The 26212-nt window shown below is 47.3% G+C and carries 19 protein-coding genes and 1 tRNA gene; 15 read left to right on the top strand and 5 right to left on the bottom strand.

What is annotated here, in order from left to right; all coding sequences use genetic code 11:
* The first annotated feature begins 39 nt into the window (after positions 1-39).
* The 4 genes from EXY25_RS03605 to EXY25_RS03590 all read left to right on the top strand — a co-directional run bounded on the left by EXY25_RS03605 (position 40) and on the right by EXY25_RS03590 (position 7473).
* Positions 40-3621 (top strand): ATP-binding protein, encoded by a 3582-nt coding sequence (locus tag EXY25_RS03605; protein ID WP_165419246.1) that lies wholly within the window; start codon positions 40-42, stop codon positions 3619-3621.
* 26 nt (positions 3622-3647) lie between these two features.
* Positions 3648-5018, top strand: a complete 1371-nt coding sequence (locus EXY25_RS03600; RefSeq protein ID WP_165419245.1) for a CHASE4 domain-containing protein — start codon at positions 3648-3650, stop codon at positions 5016-5018.
* A 10-nt stretch (positions 5019-5028) separates the two neighbouring features.
* Entirely contained in the window at positions 5029-6447 is a 1419-nt protein-coding gene (locus EXY25_RS03595; protein ID WP_130565735.1) for a CHASE4 domain-containing protein, read from the top strand.
* A 312-nt stretch (positions 6448-6759) separates the two neighbouring features.
* A complete protein-coding gene (locus EXY25_RS03590) occupies positions 6760-7473 on the top strand; it encodes a Crp/Fnr family transcriptional regulator (protein ID WP_165419244.1) in 714 nt (237 codons plus the stop codon).
* A gap of 80 nt (positions 7474-7553) precedes the next feature.
* On the opposite strand, the gene yfcE is transcribed toward EXY25_RS03590, so the two are convergent.
* Complete coding sequence (yfcE, locus tag EXY25_RS03585; RefSeq protein ID WP_130565733.1) at positions 7554-8102, bottom strand: phosphodiesterase; 549 nt, start codon at positions 8100-8102, stop codon at positions 7554-7556.
* 390 nt (positions 8103-8492) lie between these two features.
* Between yfcE and EXY25_RS03580 the strand changes: the two genes are divergently transcribed.
* The 4 genes from EXY25_RS03580 to EXY25_RS03565 are packed head-to-tail and all read left to right on the top strand — an operon-like array spanning position 8493 to position 14239.
* Positions 8493-9173: an ABC transporter ATP-binding protein gene (locus tag EXY25_RS03580; protein WP_130565732.1), complete on the top strand. Its 681-nt coding sequence runs from the start codon at positions 8493-8495 to the stop codon at positions 9171-9173.
* A gap of 1 nt (position 9174) precedes the next feature.
* Positions 9175-11739, top strand: a complete 2565-nt coding sequence (locus tag EXY25_RS03575) for an ABC transporter permease (RefSeq protein ID WP_165419243.1) — start codon at positions 9175-9177, stop codon at positions 11737-11739.
* Positions 11736-12965 (top strand): lipocalin-like domain-containing protein, encoded by a 1230-nt coding sequence (locus EXY25_RS03570; protein WP_130565730.1) that lies wholly within the window; start codon positions 11736-11738, stop codon positions 12963-12965. The genes EXY25_RS03575 and EXY25_RS03570 overlap by 4 nt, the downstream gene beginning before the upstream one ends.
* Positions 12965-14239 (top strand): PQQ-dependent sugar dehydrogenase, encoded by a 1275-nt coding sequence (locus tag EXY25_RS03565; RefSeq protein WP_207232098.1) that lies wholly within the window; start codon positions 12965-12967, stop codon positions 14237-14239. Before EXY25_RS03570 ends, EXY25_RS03565 begins: the two co-directional genes overlap by 1 nt.
* A gap of 36 nt (positions 14240-14275) precedes the next feature.
* Here EXY25_RS03565 and EXY25_RS03560 read toward each other — a convergent pair whose 3' ends face one another.
* Complete coding sequence (locus tag EXY25_RS03560; RefSeq protein WP_130565729.1) at positions 14276-14773, bottom strand: NUDIX domain-containing protein; 498 nt, start codon at positions 14771-14773, stop codon at positions 14276-14278.
* Between the two features lie 254 nt (positions 14774-15027).
* On the opposite strand from EXY25_RS03560, the gene EXY25_RS18715 reads away from it, so the two are divergent.
* On the top strand, positions 15028-15234 hold the full coding sequence (locus EXY25_RS18715) for a hypothetical protein (RefSeq protein WP_131416245.1): 207 nt from the start codon (positions 15028-15030) through the stop codon (positions 15232-15234).
* Positions 15235-15670: 436 nt separating this feature from the next.
* Positions 15671-17032 (top strand): SLC13 family permease, encoded by a 1362-nt coding sequence (locus tag EXY25_RS03555; protein ID WP_130565728.1) that lies wholly within the window; start codon positions 15671-15673, stop codon positions 17030-17032.
* A gap of 210 nt (positions 17033-17242) precedes the next feature.
* Here the strand turns inward: EXY25_RS03555 and EXY25_RS03550 are convergent.
* The 3 genes from EXY25_RS03550 to EXY25_RS03540 all read right to left on the bottom strand — a co-directional run bounded on the left by EXY25_RS03550 (position 17243) and on the right by EXY25_RS03540 (position 19538).
* Positions 17243-17319: transfer RNA gene (locus EXY25_RS03550), tRNA-Pro, on the bottom strand.
* A 107-nt stretch (positions 17320-17426) separates the two neighbouring features.
* The gene (locus tag EXY25_RS03545; protein WP_130565727.1) at positions 17427-19298 is read right to left on the bottom strand and encodes a DUF3413 domain-containing protein; all 1872 of its coding nucleotides are present in this window, start codon (positions 19296-19298) and stop codon (positions 17427-17429) included.
* A gap of 30 nt (positions 19299-19328) precedes the next feature.
* Positions 19329-19538, bottom strand: a complete 210-nt coding sequence (locus EXY25_RS03540) for a YejL family protein (RefSeq protein ID WP_114336400.1) — start codon at positions 19536-19538, stop codon at positions 19329-19331.
* 76 nt (positions 19539-19614) lie between these two features.
* Between EXY25_RS03540 and EXY25_RS03535 the strand changes: the two genes are divergently transcribed.
* From EXY25_RS03535 to EXY25_RS03515, 5 genes are all read left to right on the top strand, one after another.
* Positions 19615-20625 (top strand): nucleoid-associated protein, encoded by a 1011-nt coding sequence (locus EXY25_RS03535; protein ID WP_114336401.1) that lies wholly within the window; start codon positions 19615-19617, stop codon positions 20623-20625.
* 411 nt (positions 20626-21036) lie between these two features.
* The gene (malE, locus tag EXY25_RS03530) at positions 21037-22227 is read left to right on the top strand and encodes a maltose/maltodextrin ABC transporter substrate-binding protein MalE (protein ID WP_114336402.1); all 1191 of its coding nucleotides are present in this window, start codon (positions 21037-21039) and stop codon (positions 22225-22227) included.
* A gap of 70 nt (positions 22228-22297) precedes the next feature.
* Positions 22298-23947 carry a maltose ABC transporter permease MalF gene (malF, locus tag EXY25_RS03525; RefSeq protein WP_130565726.1) on the top strand — a complete coding sequence of 550 codons (1650 nt, stop codon included), beginning with the start codon at positions 22298-22300 and terminating at the stop codon, positions 23945-23947.
* A 15-nt stretch (positions 23948-23962) separates the two neighbouring features.
* A complete protein-coding gene (malG, locus tag EXY25_RS03520) occupies positions 23963-24853 on the top strand; it encodes a maltose ABC transporter permease MalG (protein ID WP_114336404.1) in 891 nt (296 codons plus the stop codon).
* A gap of 52 nt (positions 24854-24905) precedes the next feature.
* Positions 24906-26069 (top strand): ABC transporter ATP-binding protein, encoded by a 1164-nt coding sequence (locus EXY25_RS03515; protein ID WP_114336405.1) that lies wholly within the window; start codon positions 24906-24908, stop codon positions 26067-26069.
* Positions 26070-26212 lie beyond the last annotated feature (143 nt).

Below are 26212 nucleotides of genomic sequence, written 5' to 3'. Positions count from 1 at the left end.
TCGCCTTACTATTCGCAGAGAAGAAGAGAAAGGCTGGCTATGACGAACCGTTGGCAGAGATACTTAGCTGTATTCACCGTCACACTATTACTGGGAATCTCCACTCAGAATTATGTTCAGGCACAGCCTAAGTCGGGTGTCTCTTATGCCGACGACTTGCCGCATATTACGGTTGCGGTTCCTATGGGCTCTCAGGAAGGTGAGGTAAAAGGAGGAGGGCACGACAGGGTTTTAGAATATGTGGTGGCGCTATGGCGCTATATTGGTCAGCGAGAAGGGTTTGAACTGACTTTCATTCCTTTGACTATGTCAGAGGCAAGCGTTGCATTAGAGCGAGGCGATGTGGATGTCATCGCAGCAACCATGTATTCGGAAGCGCTAAATCAGACGGCGTATTTTAGTATTCCTTACATATTGGCTGATGGCGCTGTTTTTCGTCGCCACAACGTGGCAGGTGAAGTGAACCTGGCTGTCCATACTCCCATGTCTTTGCCAGTAGAGTTCTCTTTGGTTGACCCCTCACGCACGTCGACGAGTCGTGACTTGAATGAGCTGCTAATTGACCCCGACAGCGTTGATATGATCTATACCTGGTGCGCCGAGCTTTGTGCTCGCCCGATGTTGCAACAACTAGGGTTGGCTGATGACTTTATCCGTGTCCATGAAGATGTGCCTTCGTTTAGCTTCCGGGCAGCTGTTTCGCGCCGCAATAGAGAGTTGGCACTGGTTATTAATCGCGGGTTAAGAAGTATCGATCGCAACAGTGCAAAAAGGTTGTGGCAACGACACATGGGCGACACATTGGTCTCCTTTACGCCATTAATTGGCCAGTTTGTCACGCCGGTGTCTGATGCCCAGCAAAACTACTTGATTGATAATCCAGTTGAAACCATCGGCCTGGGCGATGACGGCTACCCGCCCTATAGTATTGTCGGCGATTTTTATGCGTCGGGCTTCTCAATCGAACTGATTAAGATCATTAGCCGCCGCGTGGGTTTTGAGGTGAGGTCAGAGACCTATGGTTCGTTCGAGAATTCGCTAGGTGAATTGAAAAAAAATAGCTACAGCATATACCCACACATGTATCAAACAGCGGAACGGAGTGAAAGCTTGCTCTTTACGTCTCCGATTGATGCTGCAAGTGGAACGGTATTTAGCCGCGATAATTTCCCGTTAGAATCAATCTCAGAGCTTGATGGGCATCGGATCGCCGTAGTCAAAGGGTTTCATGACACCTATCTATTAGAGCAGACGTTAAAAAAAGCAGAATTTATTTACATAAAGGGCATATCTGAAGCATTAGTGGCGGTCTCGGAAGGGTACGCAGATGCATATTTTGGTAAAGATCTTAGCACTGTATATGCGATAAATAAGTTGGGGCTAACCAATTTAGAGGCGCGTCAGGACAGTACTTTTGATATGCAGTTGATGGAAAGAATGGGCGTCAGTAAGCAGCGCCCTGAGCTTGCGGACCTTCTTGAATTCTCACTAAATTCGCTTTCTGAAGTTGAGCAAGCTGAGTTGTCTAGACGTTGGACACGGAATCGCTTTGAAGTGGGTACCGATAATCGCGAGATGATCCGTGACCTGTTGATCTATGGTAGTGGGCTGTCTCTCTTCGTCGCTGTCGTTTTTTTCTACCAGCGTCGCCAGCTATCCCGCCGTCGCCAAGCACAGCTGCACCTGGAAAAAGCGTTAGCCACAGCTGAGTTGGCAACGTCAGAAGCGACGCAGTCTGCGCGAGCCAAGACAGACTTCTTAGCACGCATGAGCCACGAAATACGTACCCCGATGAATGGTGTGTTGGGCATGGCTGAAGCATTGTCATTTACCCGATTAAGTGATGATCAAAAAGATTTACTGAGCACGCTGAATGGCTCGGCCCGCAACCTGATGGCACTTCTCAACGACGTCCTCGACTTTTCCAAAATGGATGCGGGACAGCTGAAGTTAGAAAGTATTCCGTTGAATCTCAATACTTGCCTGCAAAGTGCCATCGACAACTTTAGACATAAGGCTATTTCAGCTGATTTGCGGCTAGGTTTGCGCTTGGATCCGGGATTGGCCAGTCAATACCAAGGTGATCCAACACGGTTGATGCAGGTGGTAAATAACCTGGTCTCTAATTCAATCAAATTTACAGCACAAGGGTTTGTTGAAATATCAGCACAGCTGATTGCTGTCGATGAGAAAGACCATCTTAAGCACGTTATTCGCATTGACGTAAGAGACAGTGGTATTGGGATCCCGGAGGACAAGTTAGACACGTTGTTTAATCCGTTTGTACAAGCAGAAGGTGATACCACGCGCCGTTTTGGTGGCTCTGGTCTGGGCTTAAGTATCTGCAAAGAGATCATTGAGGTGATGGGGGGACAGATCCAAGTAGCGTCGATCGTCGGTCGAGGTAGCTTGTTCTCTATTGATCTAACCCTGCAAGCGATGGAAGCGGGCATTGAGGATAGCTCGCCTGTTGAGCTGGCGTCTCTATTTGATGCCACACCTAACGACGTTGATGTTTCCGTGTTGAAGGTTTTGGTAGCGGAAGATAACAAAGTGAACCTTAAGGTGATCTCTGGGCAGTTGGCACGGCTGGGTATTGATGCAGACACTGCAGAAAATGGCTTGATTGCTTATCAAATGTATCAGCAAAAGCACTATGACTTGGTGTTGTCGGATTGCCATATGCCTGAGATGGATGGCTTCGCTCTGGCTGCGAAGATATCCGAGGAGCGTGACGGCGAGGTGCCTTATCTGATCGCTGTCACCGCAGATGCTCAAAGTGGTGCAGCAGAGAAGTGTTACGCGGCGGGGTTTGATAGTTACATCTCAAAACCCTGTCCGGCAGAAGTGTTGGAGGCGAAATTAGCTGAGGCAGTTAGGCATATGGCGCAAGACTCAGCGCAGCTGATGACACCTGCTGATCCGTCACCCTTTGTGATGCAAGAAGATGCAGCGCAGTTTCCATCACTGCCAACCACTTCGGTGGATGAGGTGGCGCAGTCGGAGTTTGGCTGGATAGATGAGGCTGCTATCGACGAAGAGGATAGCTTGGTTGAGCTCGATGATGATCTAGCTGTTTTTGCCGCAACATTGTCGGAAGAGGGCGGTACGCAACAAAGTATTTCAGTACTGGAAGACACCACTTTGAACGCGGAACCGAGTGAAAACGCCACTGCAAGCAAAGGTCAAAAAATGATCAGTGTCGCCGCCCTGAAAATCAGCGATGTTGAGAACCTGCTAGATCGCGACCATGTGTTGACCCTTAGTGGCGATGATATAGAGATGGCGAAGGATGTCATGGGGGTTTATTTAGAGACCAACATGGAAGATCTCAGAGACATACAACAAGCGCTGGATGACGAAAATTACCCGCAAATAAAGGACGTTGCCCATCGCATAAAGGGCGGTGTTAGGTATTTGGGGGCGGTGCCATTGGGAGACTTGGCCCAGCATATTGAGGGGCTTGCACTGCAAAGACAGTCTGCTGCCGTCATCGAGTCTGTAGCTCAGCTGTGCGACGGACTGAGCTTACTTCGAAATGAAGTGGTGGAGTGGTTTGAAGAGCTGAATGGTGTTGGCGTCACGTCATGTCCCGAGCAAGACCTGGAGGTAGTGCAATGAGGTGGTATCGTTCGATAGAGACGCAGATGAGTGCGATATTACTAGTCGCAAGCACCGTGGTATGTGTTCTGTTGTCGGTGGGCTCTAGCTACTACATAAAGAAAGAAACCCATCAATTTGAGTTGGAAGTGCTCAAAAAAATTGCCAATGCAGCCGGTTACAATATCTCAGCTCAAAGTGAAGAGCTGTCTACAGTTGTTGCGGATTGGGCCCAGTGGGACGATACCTATCAGTACCTCGTTCAGCCATATCAAGCCTATCTCACTGATAATTTTAGTCAGGGAACGCTTGAACTATCTAAACTTGCTGGTGCCCAGTTGTATTCGGTGGATGGTGAACTTGTCGCAAGTAGTGAAGGATTTCTCGACGGCGCGAGTGGTATCAGTGTAGCGGTTGCTGGCGCTCTAGCTAGGGCAGGCGGATCTCAGGTGTCTGGGGTACTCGCTTACCGTAATACAACTCTCTTCTTTAGTGCCCATGCCGTCACAGATACCGACGGTGTTCGTCAAAGCAATGGTTGGTTAGTGATGTTTCGTCATCCAAACAGTTTACAGCTGGACCAGTTTGGACGGGCGCTAGGTGTCACCATCTCAGTTGAGCAATCGTTTAGGCCATCGGTTCCATTGGCATTCCTGATGCGGGGGACGCTGAGCGCAAAATATCGTCACAGTATCGAAGATGCGTCTGACTTGTTAAGTGCTAGCTATTATCTGGTATTCGATAATAGCCAACTACCGATTGTTTTGAATATTGGGGCAAAGCAGCCTCTGGGATTTATGAGTTCGCTAAAGCACCTCGTGGTGCCGTTAGTCACGCTGTTTTTTGGTATGAGCGGTATCCTTGTTTTGCTATTGCGCAGCCACGTAACGCGTCCCATTGTTAATATTTGTCGCGCTCTATCTGGTCCGAAGGTTGACGCCGAAAGGTTGAAGCTGATTGCTGCTGGACGTAATGATGAGTTCAGTCGTTTGGCATTCAGGGTGAAGTCACTGTTTGATCAGGTTTACGCAAAAAACAGTTTTAATGAGTTACTGCTGGATGCCATTGGTGATGAAATTCTAACCATCAATGAAAAGGGTGAAGTGGTCTACGTTAACCCCTCGGCCAGTGAATGGTTGAGCATGCCGATGGAACAGCTTCGTGGTCAGCGCCTCGACTTCTTGCTTAATAATTGTGATGACAATGGTTCAACGGCCTTTTGGGTAAATAGTGTCTTGGCGGGAAAAAGTCTGCACCAATATTGTCGTATTCGTGTGTTAGGACATTCTGACGAACAAACTGTTGAAGTGAAGGCACACCCGATAGCACCGAATGGTTCAGGTGACCAGGGAGGCATCTTTATCATCCGTCAGCACCTGGTTGGTATGAATGAGCATCAACGTCAGATGGTAGGGTGAGGGTCGCAGCATGAGCTGGAAAAAATCTGTAGAACGTCGTTTGCTTATCACTATCGGTGCATGTTGCTCGGTGCTGCTACTGGTCATGTTGCTGAGTACCGCTGTTTTTGTGCATCTAGAGCAGCAGTCGTGGGAGAACAATAGGGTCACGAGTTTAGGTGAAATGGCGAGTGAATTAATTGAAAATCGCTATCAGCAGCTAGCGGACTTGTCTCTTAAATACGCAAAAAATGATGCGACTTATCAATACATTGAAGATGCCAGTTATGATTTTGTAGTCAGCAATCTACAGCTGGAATCGTTACGGAATTCAAGGGTTGTTGGCATATTGATTCAAGATCATGAGGGCTATTTTATTAACAGTAAGAGCACCCTTAATGTCAAATTTAGCAATCTTATGACGGATGGGCTATTGGACTTGCCATTGCAAGAGAATGACGCGCTATACCAACAAGGTGTCATGACATTCCATAATCAAATTTACCTGTTTGTTAGAGTGCCTGTGACTGATTCCACCGGTACCGCATTAACGAATGGGGCTATTACGTTAATTCGAGAGTTTGATAATGAGATGATGAAGGACATTGGTAGTGATATGGGCGCTTTCTTTAATTTGGAAGTGGTCGCGCCGTCACTCGCTTTGAAGGTGTTCGCTCACGGTTTTAACAATGAAGCGACGCTGATGAATGTGGCAAGGGAAAGAGGCAAAGTGAGAGCACATTTTAGCCTTTACCCCACGGATAACGCTTACGTATTGCAAGGTCAGATTGTTTTCGACCAGTACCAAGGTGGCTGGACTAATTTATTGTGGCTGATTGTGATTATCTTAGTCGCGTTATCTGTTGCTGTTTATTTGATGCATTATTGGCTGAAACAACAGATCACCTTACCTGTACAAGAGCTGGTTAAGCACTTGGGCGAAAAACAATCGGTGGCCGATCCGTACCGCCCCATCATTAGCCATCGAGAAGATGAATTTGGTGCACTTTCAGCGCAAATTAATCGTGTGTTTAGCCAGTTGTATCAACAACACACGTTTAACCGCGTTCTTTTTGATGCTATCGGTGAAGCGATTGTTACTGTCGATTTCCAAGGGCGACTGACTTTCGCGAATCCTGCCGCCGTGTCATTTTTTGGTTTGGACGAATCACTCTTGTTACAGCAAAGACTCGATTTTTTGATCTCTAACCAAACGGTTGATTCACCTTGTGCCACTTCAATGGTTCGGAAGATCACGCAGCATGGTGAACATATTGATTTAGCCTGTCAGTTACGGGTGCTATCAAATAATGAAAAGGTTATTAGCACCGTCATTTGCGGGCATCCTATGCAACTGGATGATGATACTGCGATGGGAGCTGTTTTCATTATCCGCATAGTTAAGTCGCATGCTGTAGAGACTAAGACGGCGTCCTATTCAGCTGCTTAAGTCATTGGTTACATAGATTTTCTGTGTTCATCTAGATTGTTGGCGGGTAATTGTTTCGGTGATCCGTGATTTTTCTGGGGTGAGTACTACGGATTGCCAGTGTCGCGGTCGTTCATGACCGCGCTATGTCAGCTTGTTCGTTAGCTTGGCTTGGTCACTCTATTCAATGTGACTGTTCTCATCTCGCCCCTAGCCATCGCTCTTTGTTACCCACGCTAACTGCTTGGTGAAATTTATATTATTCAGTCTATTACGTTGCTATAACCCGACTATACTTTGCGTTAATTGCGAATGTATTGTGAGGGAAGCGTATTGGCTACCGGTGAAATCGGCGCAATTGAATGGCCATGTGAACTGACTCAAGCGCTGAAAGACGCGTTAATCAGTATCGCTCAACCAACCAATCAAATTGGTGAAGCTAGCACCCACGGCGGAATATGGACTGTAAAAGGTGTTGTTTATGTGGTGAGTGGCACAGTTAAACTTTGCCTTATGTCACAAGATGCGTCCAACCTGATGGGGGCGCTAATGGGACCGCACGATTGGGTTGGTGCTGCATCGGTCGACAACGATACAAACTTTTCTGTTTACGTTGAAGAAGTTGAACCCGTGCAGCTTTTGTATTTTCCTGCGAATCTTGTTCAGAAATTGTGTATTGAAAAGCCTGAATGCTACAAATGGTTGTTTCATTGCATAAGTCGAATGCAGCCTAAATGGTTTCAGGCAAAGCTGACATCGCTGCATGACAAAAAACTTCGGGTGGTTTATGCCCTGATGTCGCTGGCTTCAATGTCGCCAAAGATGGCAGGTGTTTTGCCAAAAATTAGAATATCACAACAGCAGCTGAGTGATGTTTGTGGTGTAAGTCGCCCCCGAGTTAATGGCGTATTAAAGAGTTTGGAAGGCGAGGGTAGCATCCAGGTTTCTCGCGGGGCAGTGCAGATCTTGGATACGGCCAAGCTGGGTCATCAACTGGATGATTTGAATCTAACCTTCCACGATCCCCGTGCAGTCGTTACGCGTTAGGCGCTTGGTCGAATAATCGATATGTTCTGGCGTGCTGTTGTAAGAGGGCAACGTCACCGCAATCTGTTATCCGGTAATCTTTAGTTCAGAGCATGTTGCTCGATGATTTCACCGTCATCTAATCGAATGATCTTCAATGTCTTGTCGGCGTAACAGCCAAATGTTGCAGGGTGACCCTCTCTGGGCATGGTGATGGAACCTGGGTTAAAAATGCGATGGCTTGGCTGTAAATCAATTTTTGGTACATGAAAGTGGCCATAGCAAAATAGGTCGTTGTCACTTAATGCTGGCATCTTGTCAGGTGAATACAGGTGGCCGTGGCTTAGAAACCAGCGTCGTCCATCCAACAATAGATGGTTGTAATCGGCTGTGATAGGGAAAGCGAGTAGCGCCTGATCGACCTCGCTGTCGCAGTTTCCTCTGACGGCAATAATTCGGTCAGCGTATTGGTTCAGCAAGGCTGCTGTTGTTTGCGGATCATAACCTAAAGGCAGCGGGTTTCGCGGGCCGTGGTTGAGCAGGTCGCCCAATAAAACAAGATAGTCAAATTTGCCATCAACAAAGTGTTTGAGTAGCTGTTTGGTTGCGTGGGCGCAGCCATGAATGTCTGATGCAATAAGTAATTTCATCTCGTTTCCATGCTTATTCAATTGTTGCCTGATACGCCATCATCCTGTTTATATGATCCAGCGTTCTTGGCGCCCAGAGCGTAGCAAAGGGCGATCTGGTTTAGTTTGAGTTTAGTCACTGTTGCCGATGCTTCTTGTCATTTTCAGGTTTTTTGATCATCGGAGTGCGCAAGAATTCGTAAATAAGTTCAACCATTTGTCGGTTTGTTTCGTAAGCTTGATGATAGCTACTTTGAGGCATTGGCAATGCTCCGAATGCCACCTCAATGTGAGGCTAACGATTATTCTTCGAAGTAATTTGTTGCGGGTGGATCAGGTAAACGCCGTTGTGACGTTTGCATCATTACGCAGGATCTGTTGCTAATAGAAATAGGTTGGTGGATTTAGTTCATGCTGAAATTATCCGGCGTTTACAAAGGTTACGCTGACGTGAGTAACGGTGAACAGGAGCCAGAAAACGATTGTGTTATTCGTGGGGTGGATCTTTCGTTAGCATCAGGTAAAAGCTTGGCATTGATGGGGGCAAGTGGCTCGGGGAAAAGTACGCTACTTCATCTTATTGGCGGTATGGATCAGGTGTCGGCGGGGCAGATCCATTTCAATGATCAACGTATCGACAATGCGAATGAGCAATGCTTGAGTGCCTATCGGCGCATCGAGCTCGGTTTTGTATTTCAACAGTTTAATTTACTGCCTACTTTGAGTGTTAGGGACAATATCGCCTTTCCTAGGCGGCTGTTGGGTTTGCCTGAACACGATGATCATACGGAAACGTTAATCTGCCGCCTGGCACTCGATGATTTGTTGGATCGTTGGCCGGATCAGCTGTCTGGTGGCCAGCAACAGCGTGTTGCAATCGCCAGGGCGTTGGCTCATCAACCCAAGTTGCTATTGGCTGATGAGCCGACCGGAAATCTCGATGATCATATGAGCCATGAAGTGATGGCACTGTTGGTTGATCTAAGCCGTCAGGCCGGTAGTGCACTGATCATGGTGACCCACAGCCGAGAGATGGCAAATTACCTTGGCTCGCAGATGCAGCTGCATGACGGTCAGCTTGAGGCGATCTGATATGTATTCTCGTGGCATCGTCGCTAAAGCGTTGTGGCAGCACTATCTGCGGCATCCGTTACAGTTAATCTTGCTGTTAGCGGGATTAGTCACGGGCGTGGTGATGGTCAATGGCGTTGCGCTGCTAAATCAAACAGCAACTGACGATTACTTGCGTGGCGAGCAGCTACTGGGTCGTCAGGCAAGTGCTTATGTTGTCGCGGTGAGCGAGCGTCAGTTAATCCCGCAAGCGCTTTATACTCGCCTACGAAATATGGGATTAGATAGTTTGGTGCCTGTGGTGTCGGGAACCATTACCGATGAAAGACAGCGGCTGCTATCTATTATCGCGACGGATCCTTTAGCGTTTGCCGCTGCGGAATCCATTTCAGCATTCAGCCAAGGCCAAAATCAGGGAAGTGCAAGCGGTGGTGGATTGGCTGAGTTCATTTTGCCTCCTTATGCTATCTGGATCAGTGTCGCTCGCGCCGAGCAGTTGGGCATCCAATCAGGACAGCGATTTCAGCTTAAAGGTGGCGAAGAGAGTGCACCGGTGTTTACTAAGCAGGGGCATGGGTTAGGCCATCGTTTATGGGTCGATATTGGGTATGGCCAGCAGCTGTTATCCATGGGGGAGCAACTCTCCTATCTTGCTGTGATGGGGGATGAGCAGCTCGACGATATTCGTGCAGCGCTGCCAGCAGGTTACAAAGTGCGATTGGCTAAAGACGCTTTAAGTTTGAAAACAATGACGCGCTCGCTACACATGAACTTAACTGCGATGGGATTGCTGGCCTGGGTGGTCGGCGTATTTATTGTATTCAATGCGGTTACTTTTTCATTGCAAGACAGGCGACCACTGGTGAGGCAGTTACAGATGGCGGGGGTGCCGAAGCCGCTTGTGATTCGGTTGTTTGTGATCGAGTTTCTGCTGCTTGCCTGTGTGGCCGCATTGTTAGCCGCTCCTCTGTCCGTGGCGATGGCTGAGGGATTACTGCCGATACTCGGACGTACGCTGGACAATCTTTATGGTGTGGCGCTGTCCTATCAATCCTTTTGGCGTGCAGATGTTCTCTATCGAGCGATCATTGTGTCTTTGGTGGGGGTCTGCTTGGCTGCTTCAGGTCCATTGTGGCAGCTCGCTTCGCGTCAGCCGCTGGTTGGTGTGAGCCAGCAGTATCAGCTACGTCAGGGCAAAGCACTGCAAGCAAAGCTAGCTTTGCTTGGTGTTAGCCTGCTGATTGCTGCCGCCTTCTTGGCTTGGCAATTGCCGGGTTTGCATACCGGGTTTGTGACTCTCGCTCTTCTGTTACTCGGCAGCGGTTTGCTTATCCCCTGGCTCTATTCCTTGTTGCTGCAGCGGATCATGGCTGCTTTACCTCGAACGCGGCCACTACTTGCATGGTCTTGCAGTGAGCTTGATTGGCAGTTAGGACGCAGTCACGTTGCAATGCTGGCGCTGGTGTTAGCACTGACGGCAAATGTCGGTGTGAATACTATGGTTGGTAGCTTTCGAGACGCTGTGACAACTTGGTTGGAGCAGCGTTTAGTGGCTGATATCTATCTACGCCCGGAAGGGCGTAGCGATGAGATCATCGCTTGGTTGCGGGACAGGGATGAGGTGGCATCGTTGCTATTGCAAAAGCAGATGCGCACAGAGTTTGTTTTAGTGTCCGCTAACCGTGCTGAAAATAATCAACCAATAAGGATTAACTTGCTTAGCTTGGCATCAGAACAATATGCGCGACAAGCTATCGCGCCAATACATCTGGTCGAAGACGGTTGGCAGCGCTTCGCCAATGGTGAAGGTGTGCTGATCAGCGAGCGCCTCAGTTTGTTAAATGGCCTTGAATTAGGGGATCGTATTGGTTTGCCCCTGGACTCGATTGATCAGCTTAATAACGTGAATAGTAACGCAAGCGGTGTCAGGCAGCAGATCTTTGAGGTGCTGGGGGTTTATTACGATTTTGGCAATCCGACCGGTCAGATGATGTTGGATGAGATAAGTTTTGAGCAGCATTGGCCGGGGCATCTGCTTTCGGGTATCGGTATCAAGTTGAACTCGGTTAAGGAGAAGGCTGGTATCTATGATCAGCTAGTGCATAGATTTCAGTTAAATGACCGACAGATTATTGATCAGCAACGAATGCGAGAGGTGGCGCTAGGGGTTTTTGAACAGACGTTTGTTGCTACCAAGGCATTGAATGTTTTGACCTTATTGGTTGCCGCAGCAGGTCTGGCGTGTGCATTGGTACTGCTTAATGAGCGGCGAAGATTGGCGTTGGCGGTGCTTGGTAGCTTGGGTGTGACTAAACGGGCACTGTTTCAATTGTCATTACTGCAGTGGGCAAGTGTTGGACTGATAACCGCTCTTTTATCCTTGCCTTTTGGTATCGGGCTGGCTTGGGTGTTGATTAATTTACTTAATGTGTATGGATTTGGCTGGAGCTATCCGGTCACTCTGCAATGGCTGGATTATGGTTATCTTATTCTGCTTAGCACAGTGATCACCGCGCTCACCGCAATATTACCGTTGCGCCGTTTATACAAGATGGCGTTAGCTCGGCAGTTGGCAGAGGGACAATGATGGTTGGTCGATTCAGTAAGCCACGCCACTGTGTTCAAGTTCTGTTTAGCGTTTTGCTGATATTGAGTGCTTGTTCGCCACTAGATCCTGACAGTATAAGTAACTCCGCTAAGGACGCTGGGAACTATACCCAGTTGTTGCAAGGTGGCGATACGCAGCGTTTTTTACAAGCTTTACCGGGTAAGCCGCTGCGTTTTCCGACTGATCATGGTGAGCATCCTGATTATCGTATTGAGTGGTGGTATTTGACTGCCAACCTTGAGGATGAAAGCGGTGCCCAGTATGGCGTGCAGTTCACTCTGTTCCGTTCCGCGTTGGCGCCCGGTGAAGGTGATGATGAACCGAGTGACCTGGGTGGTGTGAAGGATAAGCCCAACGCCTGGAACAACCGACAGATCTATATGGCGCACGCGGCTCTTACAACGCCAAGGTCACATTATCATGGGGAGAAATTTGTTCGTGGTGGCGTGGGGCTGGTCGACGTGTCAGCTCAGCCGTTCATGGTTCGAATTGAGCAGTGGCAATTGGCAACGATTAATCGGCAAGCAAACGGCCTAATGCCGCTGGTATTACAGGTGGATACGGCACAATTTACTATAGATCTCACTATCACTGGACAAGAGCGGCCGGTGCTTCATGGGCAACAGGGGTTTAGTCAAAAACACCCTGACGCTATGGTGGGCTCCTATTATTACAGCTTGCCCCATTTAGCGCTCACGGGAGAGATCACCCTGAAGGCAACTTTGCAAGCGGATAGCGATGCAGGCTTGGTTCCTGAGCCTAATCCGGTTGAGAGGACGTTGACTGTAACAGGTGAAGGCTGGTTAGACAGAGAGTGGAGTAGTCAGTATTTGGCCGTAGACCAATTGGGCTGGGACTGGTTGTCACTGCATCTGGATGATGGGCGGGCACTAATGGCATTTCGCTTGCGGCAAAAGAACGGCAAGCATTTTGTCTACGGTACACTGATTGACGCAGAGGGCAATGGAACGGCTTTAAGTGCGAATGACCTCAGCTTTCGGCCTGTTAGTTGGCAAACGGTTGATGGCAAAACACTCCCCTTGGCTTGGCGTGTGATATTGGCAGAGCACGATATTGACGTTGAAGTGGCAGCGCTTCATGGCGAACAATTTATGAAGACGCTATTTCCCTATTGGGAGGGCGTGGTGTTGTGTAAGTCTGAGCCGCGCTGTCGAGGGTACTTAGAATTGACCGGGTATGAGTGATGGTAAAGGTATCTATGCAAGCGATTATGCTGGTGTTTAAAAGCCTAAGGTGCGGGTGTGTCAGTGCCAAAATGGTAACGACGTTAATAGCTAGCCGTCTCTACGTTGCCAAGTTCATTGCAGCACTGACTATCGCAATGGGAGCTCCTGCTATTGTTCAGTCAGAAATACTGAGTTCCTCAGAAGCGTCAATGCAGAAGCCATTTCGTCAGATCCCATCGCTTGTTTTGTCCCCGGTTTTTCCTGATCTAGCCTTGAATAAACCGCTTTTTCTGACCCATGCTGGTGATGGCTCTGATCGCATATTTTTGGTTGAGCAGGGCGGAGCGATTAAGGTTGTCGCTAATGGCAGCGACGGCAGTGATGCTAAGCTATTTTTTGATATTCAAAGCGCGACAAAAAATCGATTTACCGTCAGCAACGAAGAGGGATTGCTAGGGTTAGCATTTGACCCAAACTATCGTACGAATGGTTACTTTTATGTTTACTATTCGGCGGTCTTGCCCCGGCGTTCTGTTATCTCTCGCTTTCGCGTGTCACCTGATGATCCAAACCGTTTTGAAGAGGCGAGTGAGCATATACTGCTGACGGTGGAACAAGACTATCGTAATCATAACGGCGGTATGTTGGTTTTTGGTCCTGACGACTATCTCTATGTTGGCTTAGGCGACGGCGGCAGTGCTGGTGATCCTCATCATCGGGCGCAGGATCTTAGTCAGCTTTTGGGCAAAATATTGCGACTTGATGTGCTGGGGCGTGCTGCACCGGACAATCCTTTTGCCGCGGTTGAAGGCGCACGTGATGAGATTTGGGCGTATGGCCTCCGTAATCCTTGGCGGTTTAGCTTTGATCGAAAAACGGGCGACTTATGGGCGGCAGATGTTGGCCAAAACAGTAGGGAAGAGGTAAACAAAATCGTTCGCGGGGGCAATTATGGCTGGCGCTGGTTCGAGGGCAATCACAGCTATCAGCTGGATGAGGATAGCTATAAACATAAAGTGATTATGCCTGTAGTTGACTACAGTCATCAGCTAGGACAATCGGTGACGGGTGGCTATGTGTACCGTGGTGCTCGATTTCCGCAACTGAATGGCTGGTATCTGTTTGGTGATTATGTCAGCGGTCGACTTTGGGCACTGGATACGGCTCTAGAAAAACCGTCAATGATTGCTGTTGGGCAAGTGGGACATCCCTCATCGTTCGGCGAAGACGAAGCGGGAGAGTTGTATATGGTGAGTTACGTTGGCCAGATTTATCTGCTGATGCCGGAGTGAGCCGTTGGCCTTGTTTTCTTTCAGAATCGAAGAGGGTTAGCGTTCCAGTGCCATCTGTTCCAATACCAATTTTTTTACCTTTGCCCACTGCGCTGGGTAGCGCCAAGTCTCGGCATTAATATCTGCAAGAGGTGTCCAGTTGACTGCGGCTATCTCTAGCCAATCGCCACCGTCAGCAAGAAATGCACTTTGCTGCTGGCAATGAAATAGCACAAACCCGTTTTCCAATGTTGTTAACTTGCTGCCCACGACGACCTCACCGCCCAATTCCTCTCGAGATTCACGCCAAGCCGTACAACTCGCGGGTTCATTACCGCTGCCTGTGCCTCCTGGTATGCCTATCGTTCCAGTGAAACGGTGGGTGACAGTCAATAGTTGGTTACCGTTAAAAATCAGGCAGCCAGCGTTACCGGGTTGAATTTTGTCGTTCTGATAGGGGCAGGGGGCGGCGTCATGATCGGAGCATGCTGTTAAAAAGAGAGTGGTAACAATGAGTACCATAGTTTTAATACTGTAGCGGCTATGAACTCTCACTCTGTTTGTCTCCGTTTGTTAATAAAAATCGTAAGATATTAATATTTAGCTCTGACTGAGGGTAATTACTCTCAACTGCATGAAATACTAACTAAAAATGAGTGGCTGATAGCCATACTAGCATATCAAACGTAGTTTTTTACGCGGATGAACTGCAAAAATACAGGCATTATCCGTTATCCGCGCTGGATTCTGTCGTTGGAATATAAGAAGATGTTAGTTAGCTTTTGCTGTAATGCCCTATTGGAGATGTTTTGGCTAGCTCAGTCCCATTACCTTTACTTGAAACTTGGTTGTCTATTCTTTCTGGGAACCATGACATGGTTGTGAAACGTCGTGCTTTTGAGGCGATCCAGAGTAATTTCCCCAGCCTAAGAGAAGCGATAGATCACCTTGAGGCAAAAAAAGGTGTCCTATCGGGTGATTTGAAGAAGTTGCGGGCAGCATTGCCTAACAACTAGGTGTTAATTGAACGAACTGTTTCGTCCAATATTTACTCATTAATCCGCTCTATGACTCAGCTCCTGTGGTTAGCGGTACGAGTAGAGATGTGACCGAAAGTATCAGTATATTAAGGTCTCATCGGTCTGTGTTGTTATTACCTAGTCTATTTGCATGCTTGCGATGCCGCCGCCCCTGAACTCTACTGACCTTATCTGATCTACTTATTATCTCGATATGATGGGATCTGCCTGATCTAACCCCGTACTCCTTTTCTATTCGCCGGTTCGATAGCTACTGAGGCTGACAAGCCGCATGATTACACTACGCAGCTGTGTTATTTTTCTTATCAGCTTAAGTGAATGATCGCGGTCAAAACCTGATCTTATTTTCCGAAATTACTTAGCCGCTTTTACTAAGCTCATGGTAACGCTACGTAAAGGGTGAGGTGGGTCGTTGGCAATTTCCATTTTTCGTCGTTCCTTTCGCCCAACGGTGTTGTTGCTCAACCTGTTGGTGCTGATCCTAATCGTCTTTTACAAACCATTTCCTGAGGGAATAAATCAGGGAATGGCGTTACTTATTTTTGTGGCAGTGTTGTGGTTTTCTGAGGCGATGCATATCACCATCACGGCACTGACGGTGCCAATTCTTGCTGTGCTGTTAGGTGTTTTCGAAACCAAGCAGGCACTGGCTAACTTTGCCCACCCAGTTATCTTCCTCTTTCTCGGGGGATTCGCATTGGCATCGGCTTTGCGCAGCCAGGGGCTAGATAAAGCATTGGCACAATTAATTGTTAGAGCGTCGGGTGGTCGCCCTTGGTTGGCGATCTTGTTGATGTTATGTAGTGTGTCGTTTTTGTCGATGTGGATATCAAACACAGCGACAACGGCGATGATGCTGCCGATGATGATTGGACTACTGGATGCTATCGCAATAGATAAATATCGCGATAACAATGCCAGGTTTGCGCTTCTGGGTTTAGCATATTGTGCCAGCCTTGGCGGCATGGCGACAATTGTTGGTAGCCCCCCTAACGCCATTGCGGCGGCACAGCTGAATCTGAGCTTTATAGATTGGATGCAGCTCGCCTTTCCGCTATTGCTGGTACTATTTCCCACCTGTCTGTTCATGCTGTGGCTGATGACACGTCCACGCTTTCCTAAACGCGTATCTGTTGTCGATGAACCATTTGTGTGGACGACTAAGAGGGTGCTCACTTCAGCTGTATTTCTCATCACTGTTCTAGCTTGGATGTTGTCTCGACCCTTGTCTGGCTTGCTCGGGGATCTGAATAACATCGATACGCTTATTGCTCTCACGAGTTTGGTTACGCTGGCGTTACTAAGGCTGTTGGATTGGAAGGCGTTTCAGCAGCAGACAGATTGGGGGGTATTGTTGCTCTTCGGCGGCGGATTAACGTTAAGCGCGGCACTCAAAACGACGGGAACCAGTATCTATTTAGCGGACGTTGTGGCGGGGCTGTTTTCAAATACTCCGCTACTACTCACCTTTATTGGTTTGGCTGCATTTGTTGTATTTCTTACTGAAGTGGCCAGTAATACGGCAAGCGCGGCATTACTGGTGCCGCTATTTGCATCGTTGGCGGTGCAATTGTATGTACCTGAACAGGCACTGGTGGTGATGGTGGGGCTCGCTTGTTCCTGCGCTTTTATGTTGCCTGTTGCTACACCGCCAAATGCCATCGTTTATGGCAGCGGAGAGCTGAAGCTAAGTGATTTTCTACGCCACGGTATTGTGTTGAACATTATCTGCAGTGTGCTGTTGGCCATCTATGCGTTGCTATTTATTGCGTAGTAAAGAGACAACAATGTTTGATGAGTAATAACTTGTCTGATGACTATTGATTAGTATTTCAGATGTTGGCACTGCAGTTGTGAGCTCAACCTTAATTGCTGCAACAGTTTGTCGCATGGAAGATGAGCATCTATTTACTTCGTTGCTGGATGAACTACGTCGCATAGAAAGGCAAAAGGCTCGCCATCGTTAAATAGCGAGCCTTTCTATTGGTCGGCGTGAGAGGATTTGAACCTCCGACCCCTGACACCCCATGACAGTGCGCTACCAAGCTGCGCTACACGCCGTCAACTACTTGTTTTACTTCAGAGGTGCGGCGCTTATGATAACGATCCGTAACTGGAATGCAATATGTCATTTGGCTTTCAGGTTTGTTTGGATGATTTATCGCCGTTTACTGACTGTTGCCGTAAAAACGGCGTAGCTCTTCAAGCACTTCGCGCATGGGCGTAACGCGGAGCCTAGCTTCTCTATCACGCTTATTCTGTCTCGTGTAGATCTTATATTGACCACTCATTTTTAACTCGGTCAGTCGATCGGACTCGAGAATGGCAAAATATTTGTCATTACCTAAAAATAGCCAAGGATGGACACCATCGCTAACCAGTGCAATGCCGCTTGTTAATGCCTTGGTATCTATATTGGAACCATATAATTGTTTAATTAACTGTGCACTCAAATCGTAATGTGAAGTCAATTTGGTGATTTCGCTGGCACCTACATCTGGCGCTACGTATATCAGTGGTACTTGGGTCTGGTAGCTTGAGTAGTTGCTGTTGTAGCCCCAATGATTACTGTTTTTGTCGCTCAACTGCATGCCATGATCGGAGGTGACAATGACGAGAGTGTGCTCAAGTGACGCATCTTTTGTTAGCGGAGCCAGTACCTGAGGGATCAGAGAGTCAACGTAGTGAAGCGAGTTTTTGTAGCGATTACTTAACTGCACTTGGTCGAGTAAGTCTGTATCACTAAACAGGTGTACCCCTTCAAAGTCGGGTTGAAAAGGCGAGTTGTAGCTTGTTGGTGTGGCGAAGTTGCTTGGTGATGAAAAACCCACAACGGCAAAGTAGGGCGTTTGCATATCACGTGATTTTACCCATTTTCGCCAGTTTCTTACGATATTCGTATCATTGGCTGCATTGCCAAGCGCTGGATCCCCACCTTGAACAATATCGAACTTACTAAAGGCGGTATCACTGAGTGTTTCCCCAAGCTTTCTGCTACTGGTGAATGCAACTTGTTGATAATTTGCGCTTTCAAACGCACTACTGATCACCGGTGGTGTATGTGTGCGTTTGATGTTGTCCATATAAGTGGCGGGAATGCCGTACAAAAGGCTGAAAAGTCCTTCTTGCGGGTTATTGCCCCCACTAAAGTGATTTCTGTAGTTTAACCCTGACTGCGCAAGTTGATGAAGGTTTGGTGTTGCTTCTTCATTCAGCATGTCAGAACGCCATGATTCTATGACGATCAAAAGTACATTCGGTCGCGATTGTGGTGCTTGCAACGGTAGCTTGGACTTTCCGTACTCAAGCGTTTTATTGCTTAGCGTTTGCTCTCGAAACTCTTTGGCGTATTTGTCTACATCTACCCAACCATGTTCCCGGAGAAAAGTCTTCGCTGTTGCAGGGTATGAAAGTGGGAAGTAATGCTGCTGACTGGTTATCGGCGTATAAAACAGTGCGTCTGCCCAAACGTGAATGAAATGACTTAGAAAAAAACTGACTGTTAATGCCGCCGCAGTCGTTCTTGCCCACTTCCGCGTGGTACTCCTGGTTGGGCGTCTCCACAACCATATACCGATAATGAGCTCTACAATAAATAGGCCAGAAAATAGTGCGCCGGCCTGCCATAGCTCGAGGTCAAGTAGACCACCTTCAGGCGACAGCGCCAGTTCAAATGCAAATAGATTGAGATGCAATCGATAGGCGTTAAAGAATAACAGATCTGCGATCAGTAAACTGACACCGATCGAAGCCAATACCGCCGAGGCTATCTGCATTATCAGTGGTTTGGTCAATATAAACGCGAGTGGGAAAAGCAGCACAAGAAAAATGATAAAAGTGATAAAAGAGAAGTGCCCGGCCCAATAGATGAAGAGAAATAGCTGCGCAAGTATTGTGTCAGGTATGCCAGCGACAAAAACGAACCCTAACGCGACAGCCATTGCAATCAAAGCATTGGCAAAGGTAAACCAGTGTCCCCAGCTCACTAGCCGGGAAACTTTATCTCTATAATCCAGTTCGCTGAATGTCATTTTTGTCATATGTCCGTTGACACTTCTAACCCTGTCAGTTTACGAGGCGGACTGTTTTAGTGCTTTCACAAAGCTTTCAAGTACAGCCATGCGTTGCTCACTCGGCACCTGATTTAGTACATGACTGGTTGCATTGCCTAGTGTCATCAAGCTGAAATCAATAGTTGCAGATTGATCTTGCAGAACAGAAAGAACGTCATTTAGTGCTTTTTCTATTTGGGCGTTACTATATTTTGAAACCTGAGGCATCGGGATTTACCTACACAGCGACATGCTAAAAAGCATATCATAGTTAAGTTATTGAAACGAATATGGCCAACTCACCATGTCTTTAGAAATTATTAACGCTGACGTTCATGCTATCGGCTTGGACGCAACAACAAACGGTTTACGGATTAAGAATCAAAATGGGTTGCCTCTAGGCGACCATGCTTTGCATGACTTAATCGATAATTGCCACAGCACATATAATGCAAAACCAGCCAAGGGATATGCGCAATTTACTACGCCTGAGGAGCAGCTTGAAAGTTCATTTTCTGAAATGTTGGCCGTGTATCTTAAACAAGATACAGATTTTAATGTCTTTTCCTCGCAGTGTGCGAAGCGACTGATTGGCGCGATGGGCGAGAATGAACATGTCGAAGAAGGCCTGTTGATCCTTTGCCATTATCGGTTTGTAGGTCGTGAATTTTTGCTGTTTATGTTCAGTAGCCAAACGGTGGCTTTGGCGTTTGACCAAGATCTGACATTGCATCAGTCCACCTACTTAGATTTAGCAAAACTGCAGCTGGCAGCGCGCCTTGATATTGATGCAATGCGAGAAGAACAACCGATGCCGTTGTCGTTTATCAGAGGCCGTGTAGGTAGAAAAGTGTCAGACTTCTTTCTGCAATTTCTCAATGCCGAAGAATTCAAAGAGGCAAAAAAACAAAATGAACAGCTTGTTGAAGCGGTGGAGACATATTGTAGCGTCGCTCAGCTAAACGCTGAGGAGAAACAACAGGTTCGCCTGGAGACCAGTAAATATAGTAAAGAGCAGCAGCAAATAGGTGAACGCCTAAATATTGCTCAGCTTTCCGAAGTGGTCGGCTCAGTGAGCGGCGATAGTCATGGTTTACTTAATCAGATTGCCGATGAGTTGCCGGAGGAGTTGCCTCCTGTGTCTTCGGTAATGAATAAAGTGACTCGGTATAGTGGACAGGGTAGAGGCGTAAGCTTGGGCTTCGATAGGGGGCTTTTAGGTGATACGGTTCTCTTTGATCCGGTAAACGAATCACTGACAATTACAAAGCTGCCACCTAACTTGCTTGATCAACTCAAGCGTTCGATAGGCTAGCGATAAGTTGATGGGTGTAACCTTGATAAGGGCGCTGATAGAGACTAACTTTCTCAAGTAGCTGCTGATTGAAAGGTTTCTTGTAAAAAAATTCCATGATATAAACATCAGCCCCGTTTTTACATGTGTGCAACCTTTTGTGCAGACAGGTTTTCTCTGCACACAGAATAAAAGCGGAATTGGTGACAATGGTGTTGTTTTACGACTTTTTCCAAGCGTAGGCTGAAAACTAAACAAAATGAAGGTGTTTATGGCGGTTAGGCTGCGAATACCTTGTAGTATAGTTTCAAAAGTTTGAGGCATGTCATGTGCGGTAGCCAATAGCATGTTCTAGAATGGCTTGCGACTGGGGGAACCCATTATCCAAACTGAGCTTTGCTCGCTAACAAAAAAAACACAAAGGAAAGGCTAATGAAAAAAACAATCCTTGCCTCAGCTGTTGCAGCAGTGACATTAGGGATGTCCGCAACCGCAAATGCCGCTATTGAAGAAGGTCAATTGACCATCTGGATCAATGGTGACAAAGGCTATAATGGACTGGCTGAAGTCGGTAAGAAATTCGAAGCTGATACTGGTGTAAAAGTTACTGTAGCTCACCCTGATGACGCCCCTGGTAAGTTCCAGCAGGCAGCATCAACTGGTAGCGGCCCTGACATCTTCTTCTGGGCACATGACCGTTTTGGTGATTGGGCATCTGCAGGTCTACTGACTGAGCTGAAGCCTAACGATAAGCTGAAAGGTGCTATCGAAGATTTCACTTGGGACGCGGTAACCATCGACGGTAAAATCTACGGCTACCCTGTAGCTGTTGAAGCTGTTGGCCTGATCTACAACAAAGACTTGGTTGCTGAGCCTCCGAAGACTTTCGAAGAGATCCCTGCTTTGGATAAGAAGCTGCAAGAAGGTTCTGACGGTAAAGTCAAAGCTATCTTGTGGGATTACAACAATACCTATTTCTCTTGGCCTCTGATCGCTGCTAACGGCGGTTATGTATTCAAGTACGAAAATGGTTCTTACGACATCAAAGATACTGGTGTTAATGTTCCAGGCGCTAAAGCTGGCGTTAACATGATCAAAGACTTCATTGATCAGGGCATCATGCCTAAAGGCGCAGACTACGGTGTAATGGACGCTGCGTTTAACAAGGGCGAGATCGCTATGATGATCAACGGTCCTTGGGCATGGAGCAACATCCAGAAGAGTGGCATCAACTACGGTGTGACTTACATTCCAAGCATTAACGGTTCTGCTGCTAAGCCTTTCGTAGGTGTATTGGCAGGTGCGGTTAACGCTGCAAGTCCAAACAAAGATTTGGCAGTGGAGTTCCTCGAGAACTACCTGCTAACTGTCGATGGTTTGAAGCAAGTTAATGACGATGTACCTTTAGGCGCTGTAGCGTATAAAGAGTTCATGAAGCAGTTGGCTAAAGATCCGAACATCGCTGCAACATTCGCTAACGCACAGGCTGGTGAGCCTATGCCGAATGTCGCTGCAATGGGCAAATTCTGGTCAGCAATGGCAACTGCTCTGTCTAACGTGACTTCTGGCCGTCAGACTGTTGACAAGGCCCTTGACGGCGCTGCTAAGCGTATCGTTAAGTAAAATAACTCACCAAGAATAAGGAAGGGGATTACCCCTTCCTTTGTTCTACCCATCAGGAAAGGTTGTGCAAATGGGTGCGTCTAACGCTGCTTCTACAACTGTCTCTAACGGTTATAACTGGTTAAAAATAGTGGTTCTGGCTCTGGTTATACTGGTCAGTGGCTATTCAGTTATCGTTATGTATGCAACGGGTGAGTATGCTTTCGCCATACTGACTCTGCTCATCGTCTCTCTCGGTGTGTACGTTTTTACCAATAGCAAGACATACGCCCATAGATATATTTTCCCCGGTGTTGCCGGGATGGTTATCTTTATCATTTTCCCTCTGGCTTATACGATAGGGATATCTTTCACTAACTACAGTGGTAGTAACTTACTATCGTTGGAGCGTGTGCAGGATTATCATCTCAAGCAGAGCTATCTGGCTAAAGGCGGGAATTACGATTTTTCACTCATTAAGACCGAGCAAGATCGTTTCAAGTTGGTTCTTCGATCTGAACTTGAACCTGAAAAGGTCTTTGTCAGTCCGACGATAAAGCTTTGGAACGCCGACGAGATTAAGTCTCGCAAAGCGCGTCCTGAAGATTTTCCTTATGTAGATAGTGGCATCCAGATGCGTGCTATTGAGGAGATACCTGAAGGTGAGAAGGCAACTTTACGAGATGTGATCTCGTTGCGAACTCATCTGCAGTCAATATACGTGACGCTGCCAGCGGGCGTTGAATTGAGTATGAGTGGATTACGCAAGTTTGCAGCCCTCAGACCTCTATTCTCGCGCCTCTCCGATGGTGTTGTTCTGGAAAATGGAACAATCATCAGCGACCCTAATACGTTACGAAATAATAAGTCTAACCAGCTGGTGCGCCCCAATTACCATACGGGCTTCTATCAGTATATCGATGCCAATGGTGAGTTTGTAGGTGATGCGTTGCCTCCTGGCTTCACTGTGTCGATTGGTTGGAATAACTACTGGCGCGTATTTACCGATAAAGGTATTCAGGGACCATTCCTTGAAATCTTTGTGTGGACAGTAATGTTTGCTGCGGGAAGTGTATTCTTTACCCTCGCAATCGGACTTGTCTTAGGTAACTTGGTGCAGTGGGAGTTTCTTGGTGGTAAGGCAATTTATCGAGTCATTTTGATTCTGCCTTATGCTGTCCCGGCGTTTATCTCAATCCTGGTGTTTAAGGGGTTATTCAACCAAAACTTTGGTGAGATAAACATGGTGCTGGAGGCGTTGTTTGGTATTAAACCTGATTGGTATACGACTCCTTCGTTAGCGCGAAGTATGATTCTGATTGTAAATACCTGGTTGGGTTATCCGTACATGATGATTCTGTCTATGGGCTTGCTTAAGTCTATTCCGGAAGATCTGTATGAAGCCTCGGCAATGGATGGTGCTGGTCCTATCAGCAACTTCTTCAACATTACCGTTCCGTTGTTAATTAAGCCGCTGACTCCACTACTGATTGCCTCTTTTGCTTTCAACTTCAATAACTTTGTATTGATTGCATTATTGACCAATGGTGGCCCGGATATCATCGGTGCAACGACACCTGCAGGTACAACTGACGTATTGGTTAGTTATACCTATCGTATCGCTTTCGAAGGCAGTGGTCAGGACTATGGTCTGGCAGCCGCTATTGCGACAGTTATCTTCATTCTGGTTGGTGCGATGGCCATCTTGAATCTGAAGTTGACCAAAATGGACAAGGTATAGAGGGGTTATCTAGTTATGCCAATGGTTCAACCTTCAAGCCTGAAATACCGCGTCTTTGCGACACATGTCGGCATGTGGTGCTTCTTGGCTCTCATTATTTTTCCGCTGTTGATGGTAATTGCCATCTCGTTCCGTCAAGGTAACTATGCGGTGGGGGAGATCATTCCTTCAAATCCTTCTTTGGAGCACTGGAAGCTAGCGCTTGGTATTCCAGTAGTCGAAGCTGATGGGCGTATTACGCCTCCTCCTTTCCCAGTACTGACTTGGCTGTGGAACTCTATTAAGGTTGCTGTTATCAGTGCCGCTCTTATCGTTTTACTTGCAACGACTAGCGCATACGCGTTTGCTCGTATGAAGTTTGCTGGTAAGAGCCTGATCTTGCAGGGTATGTTGGTTTTCCAAATGTTCCCAGCGGTATTGGCATTGGTAGCGATTTACGCAATGTTCGATAAGATCGGTCAATATTTCCCTTGGTTGGGATTGAATACGCACGCAGGTTTGGTATTCATCTACCTCAGCGGTATTGCGCTGCACGTTTGGACGATTAAAGGTTACTTTGAAACCATTGATCCTTCACTCGAAGAAGCCGCTGCAATTGATGGCGCTACGCCTTGGCAAGCATTCCGCTTAGTCTTGCTGCCATTAAGTGTGCCGATCCTCGCAGTTGTATTCATTCTTGCATTCATTGGTGCAATCACTGAGGTACCGGTTGCCTCCTTGTTATTGCAGGATGTAGAGATGCTTACGCTAGCTGTAGGTGCGCAACAGTACCTGTATCCGCAGAATTATCTGTGGGGCGACTTTGCCGCGGCGGCCGTATTGTCTGGCTTCCCCATCACCCTTGTGTTCCTGTTGGCCCAACGTTGGTTAGTTGGTGGTCTGACAGCCGGTGGTGTGAAGGGTTAATAGGTTTAGTATTTAAGGTTTTTAAGCTAACAATAGCTTTCTGGAGACAAGAATGGCTGAAGTCATCCTTAAGAATGTACGTAAGAACTACGATCCATCAATACACTTGGATGTATTACGAGATATTAACCTAGACATCGAAGATGGTGAGTTCATCGTTTTCGTCGGTCCATCAGGCTGTGGTAAATCTACACTGCTTCGTATGATCGCGGGTTTGGAAGACATCACAGACGGCGAGTTGGCTATTTCTGGTCGCCGTATGAACGAAGTTCCTCCGGTAGACCGTAACGTAGGTATGGTATTCCAGTCCTATGCGCTCTATCCACATATGGATCTGTTCGAGAACATGGCATTCGGCCTCAAGCTGAAGAAAGTACCTAAAGATGAAATCAAACGTCGCGTAGATAAGGCGTCTGAAATCTTGGGTCTGACTCATATGCTTGACCGTAAGCCTAAAGCTCTTTCTGGTGGTCAGCGTCAACGTGTTGCTATTGGCCGTTGTATTGTACAAGAGCCATCGGTATTCCTGTTCGATGAACCTTTATCGAACTTGGATGCGGCACTTCGTGTGAAGATGCGTATTGAAATTGCCAAGCTGCACAAAGATTTGCAGTCGACCATCATCTACGTAACACACGATCAGGTCGAAGCAATGACTTTGGCAGATCGTATCGTGGTACTGAGTCCATTAGATGATGAAGCGCCGAGCAACCTTGAGCAGTTTGGTAGCCCGCTTGATCTTTACCATACACCAGCAAATAAATTTGTTGCTGGCTTCATTGGTTCACCTAAGATGAACTTCTTGGCGGGTGAATTGGTTGAGATTGGTGACGACGAGTGTAAGGTTAAGCTGAGCACTGGTGACGTGGTCGTTGGTTGCATTGATGCTAGCAGTGCTAAAGTAGGTGATGCAGTTGAAGTTGGTGTTCGTCCTGAGCACGTTCTTCCTCGTGACCATGATGACTCTCACGGTCACGTAAGTGGTAGCGTACTGGTTGCTGAGCATTTAGGTGCCGAATCTTTCGTCTATATGACGATTGATGGTCGCGACTTCACTGTTAAAGCGCACTCTGATGTTGAAGCAACATCAGGCGAAGTGATGGAAGTTGGCTTCCCTAAAGAAGCTGTTTACCTGTTCACTGAAGCGGGTCAAGCATTCCCACGTACAGCGCGTTATAACCGTGAAAAAGGTGGCTTGCCGCTAGGCGACGAGTGATCCTTTAATCGTTAACAGAAAGCCGGCAGCTTATGCCGGCTTTTTTTTGCCCAAATTTTGTCGGCGTCTTAGTTAAGATTAATTCTCAACTCTTACTCTTGTCGCGTTATAATTCCTTTCGCTAATTATGTTTGCTCTGGAAA

It is taken from the genome of Corallincola spongiicola (assembly GCF_004284785.1).
Taxonomy (GTDB): domain Bacteria; phylum Pseudomonadota; class Gammaproteobacteria; order Enterobacterales; family Neiellaceae; genus Corallincola; species Corallincola holothuriorum.
Note: the sequence above shows the minus strand (reverse complement) of the source record. Positions and strands in the feature narration are given on the sequence as shown.

Excerpts from the sequence above, each read along its gene's own strand:
- EXY25_RS03605 (WP_165419246.1), top strand. The coding sequence starts at position 40 with ATGACGAACCGTTGGCAGAGATACTTAGCTGTATTCACCGTCACACTA.
- EXY25_RS03600 (WP_165419245.1), top strand. The coding sequence starts at position 3,648 with ATGAGTGCGATATTACTAGTCGCAAGCACCGTGGTATGTGTTCTGTTG.
- EXY25_RS03595 (WP_130565735.1), top strand. The coding sequence starts at position 5,029 with ATGAGCTGGAAAAAATCTGTAGAACGTCGTTTGCTTATCACTATCGGT.
- yfcE (WP_130565733.1), bottom strand. The coding sequence starts at position 8,102 with ATGAAATTACTTATTGCATCAGACATTCATGGCTGCGCCCACGCAACC.
- EXY25_RS03580 (WP_130565732.1), top strand. The coding sequence starts at position 8,493 with ATGCTGAAATTATCCGGCGTTTACAAAGGTTACGCTGACGTGAGTAAC.
- EXY25_RS03575 (WP_165419243.1), top strand. The coding sequence starts at position 9,175 with ATGTATTCTCGTGGCATCGTCGCTAAAGCGTTGTGGCAGCACTATCTG.
- EXY25_RS03570 (WP_130565730.1), top strand. The coding sequence starts at position 11,736 with ATGATGGTTGGTCGATTCAGTAAGCCACGCCACTGTGTTCAAGTTCTG.
- EXY25_RS03565 (WP_207232098.1), top strand. The coding sequence starts at position 12,965 with ATGGTAAAGGTATCTATGCAAGCGATTATGCTGGTGTTTAAAAGCCTA.
- EXY25_RS03545 (WP_130565727.1), bottom strand. The coding sequence starts at position 19,298 with ATGACAAAAATGACATTCAGCGAACTGGATTATAGAGATAAAGTTTCC.
- EXY25_RS03540 (WP_114336400.1), bottom strand. The coding sequence starts at position 19,538 with ATGCCTCAGGTTTCAAAATATAGTAACGCCCAAATAGAAAAAGCACTA.
- EXY25_RS03535 (WP_114336401.1), top strand. The coding sequence starts at position 19,615 with ATGTCTTTAGAAATTATTAACGCTGACGTTCATGCTATCGGCTTGGAC.
- malE (WP_114336402.1), top strand. The coding sequence starts at position 21,037 with ATGAAAAAAACAATCCTTGCCTCAGCTGTTGCAGCAGTGACATTAGGG.
- malF (WP_130565726.1), top strand. The coding sequence starts at position 22,298 with ATGGGTGCGTCTAACGCTGCTTCTACAACTGTCTCTAACGGTTATAAC.
- malG (WP_114336404.1), top strand. The coding sequence starts at position 23,963 with ATGCCAATGGTTCAACCTTCAAGCCTGAAATACCGCGTCTTTGCGACA.
- EXY25_RS03515 (WP_114336405.1), top strand. The coding sequence starts at position 24,906 with ATGGCTGAAGTCATCCTTAAGAATGTACGTAAGAACTACGATCCATCA.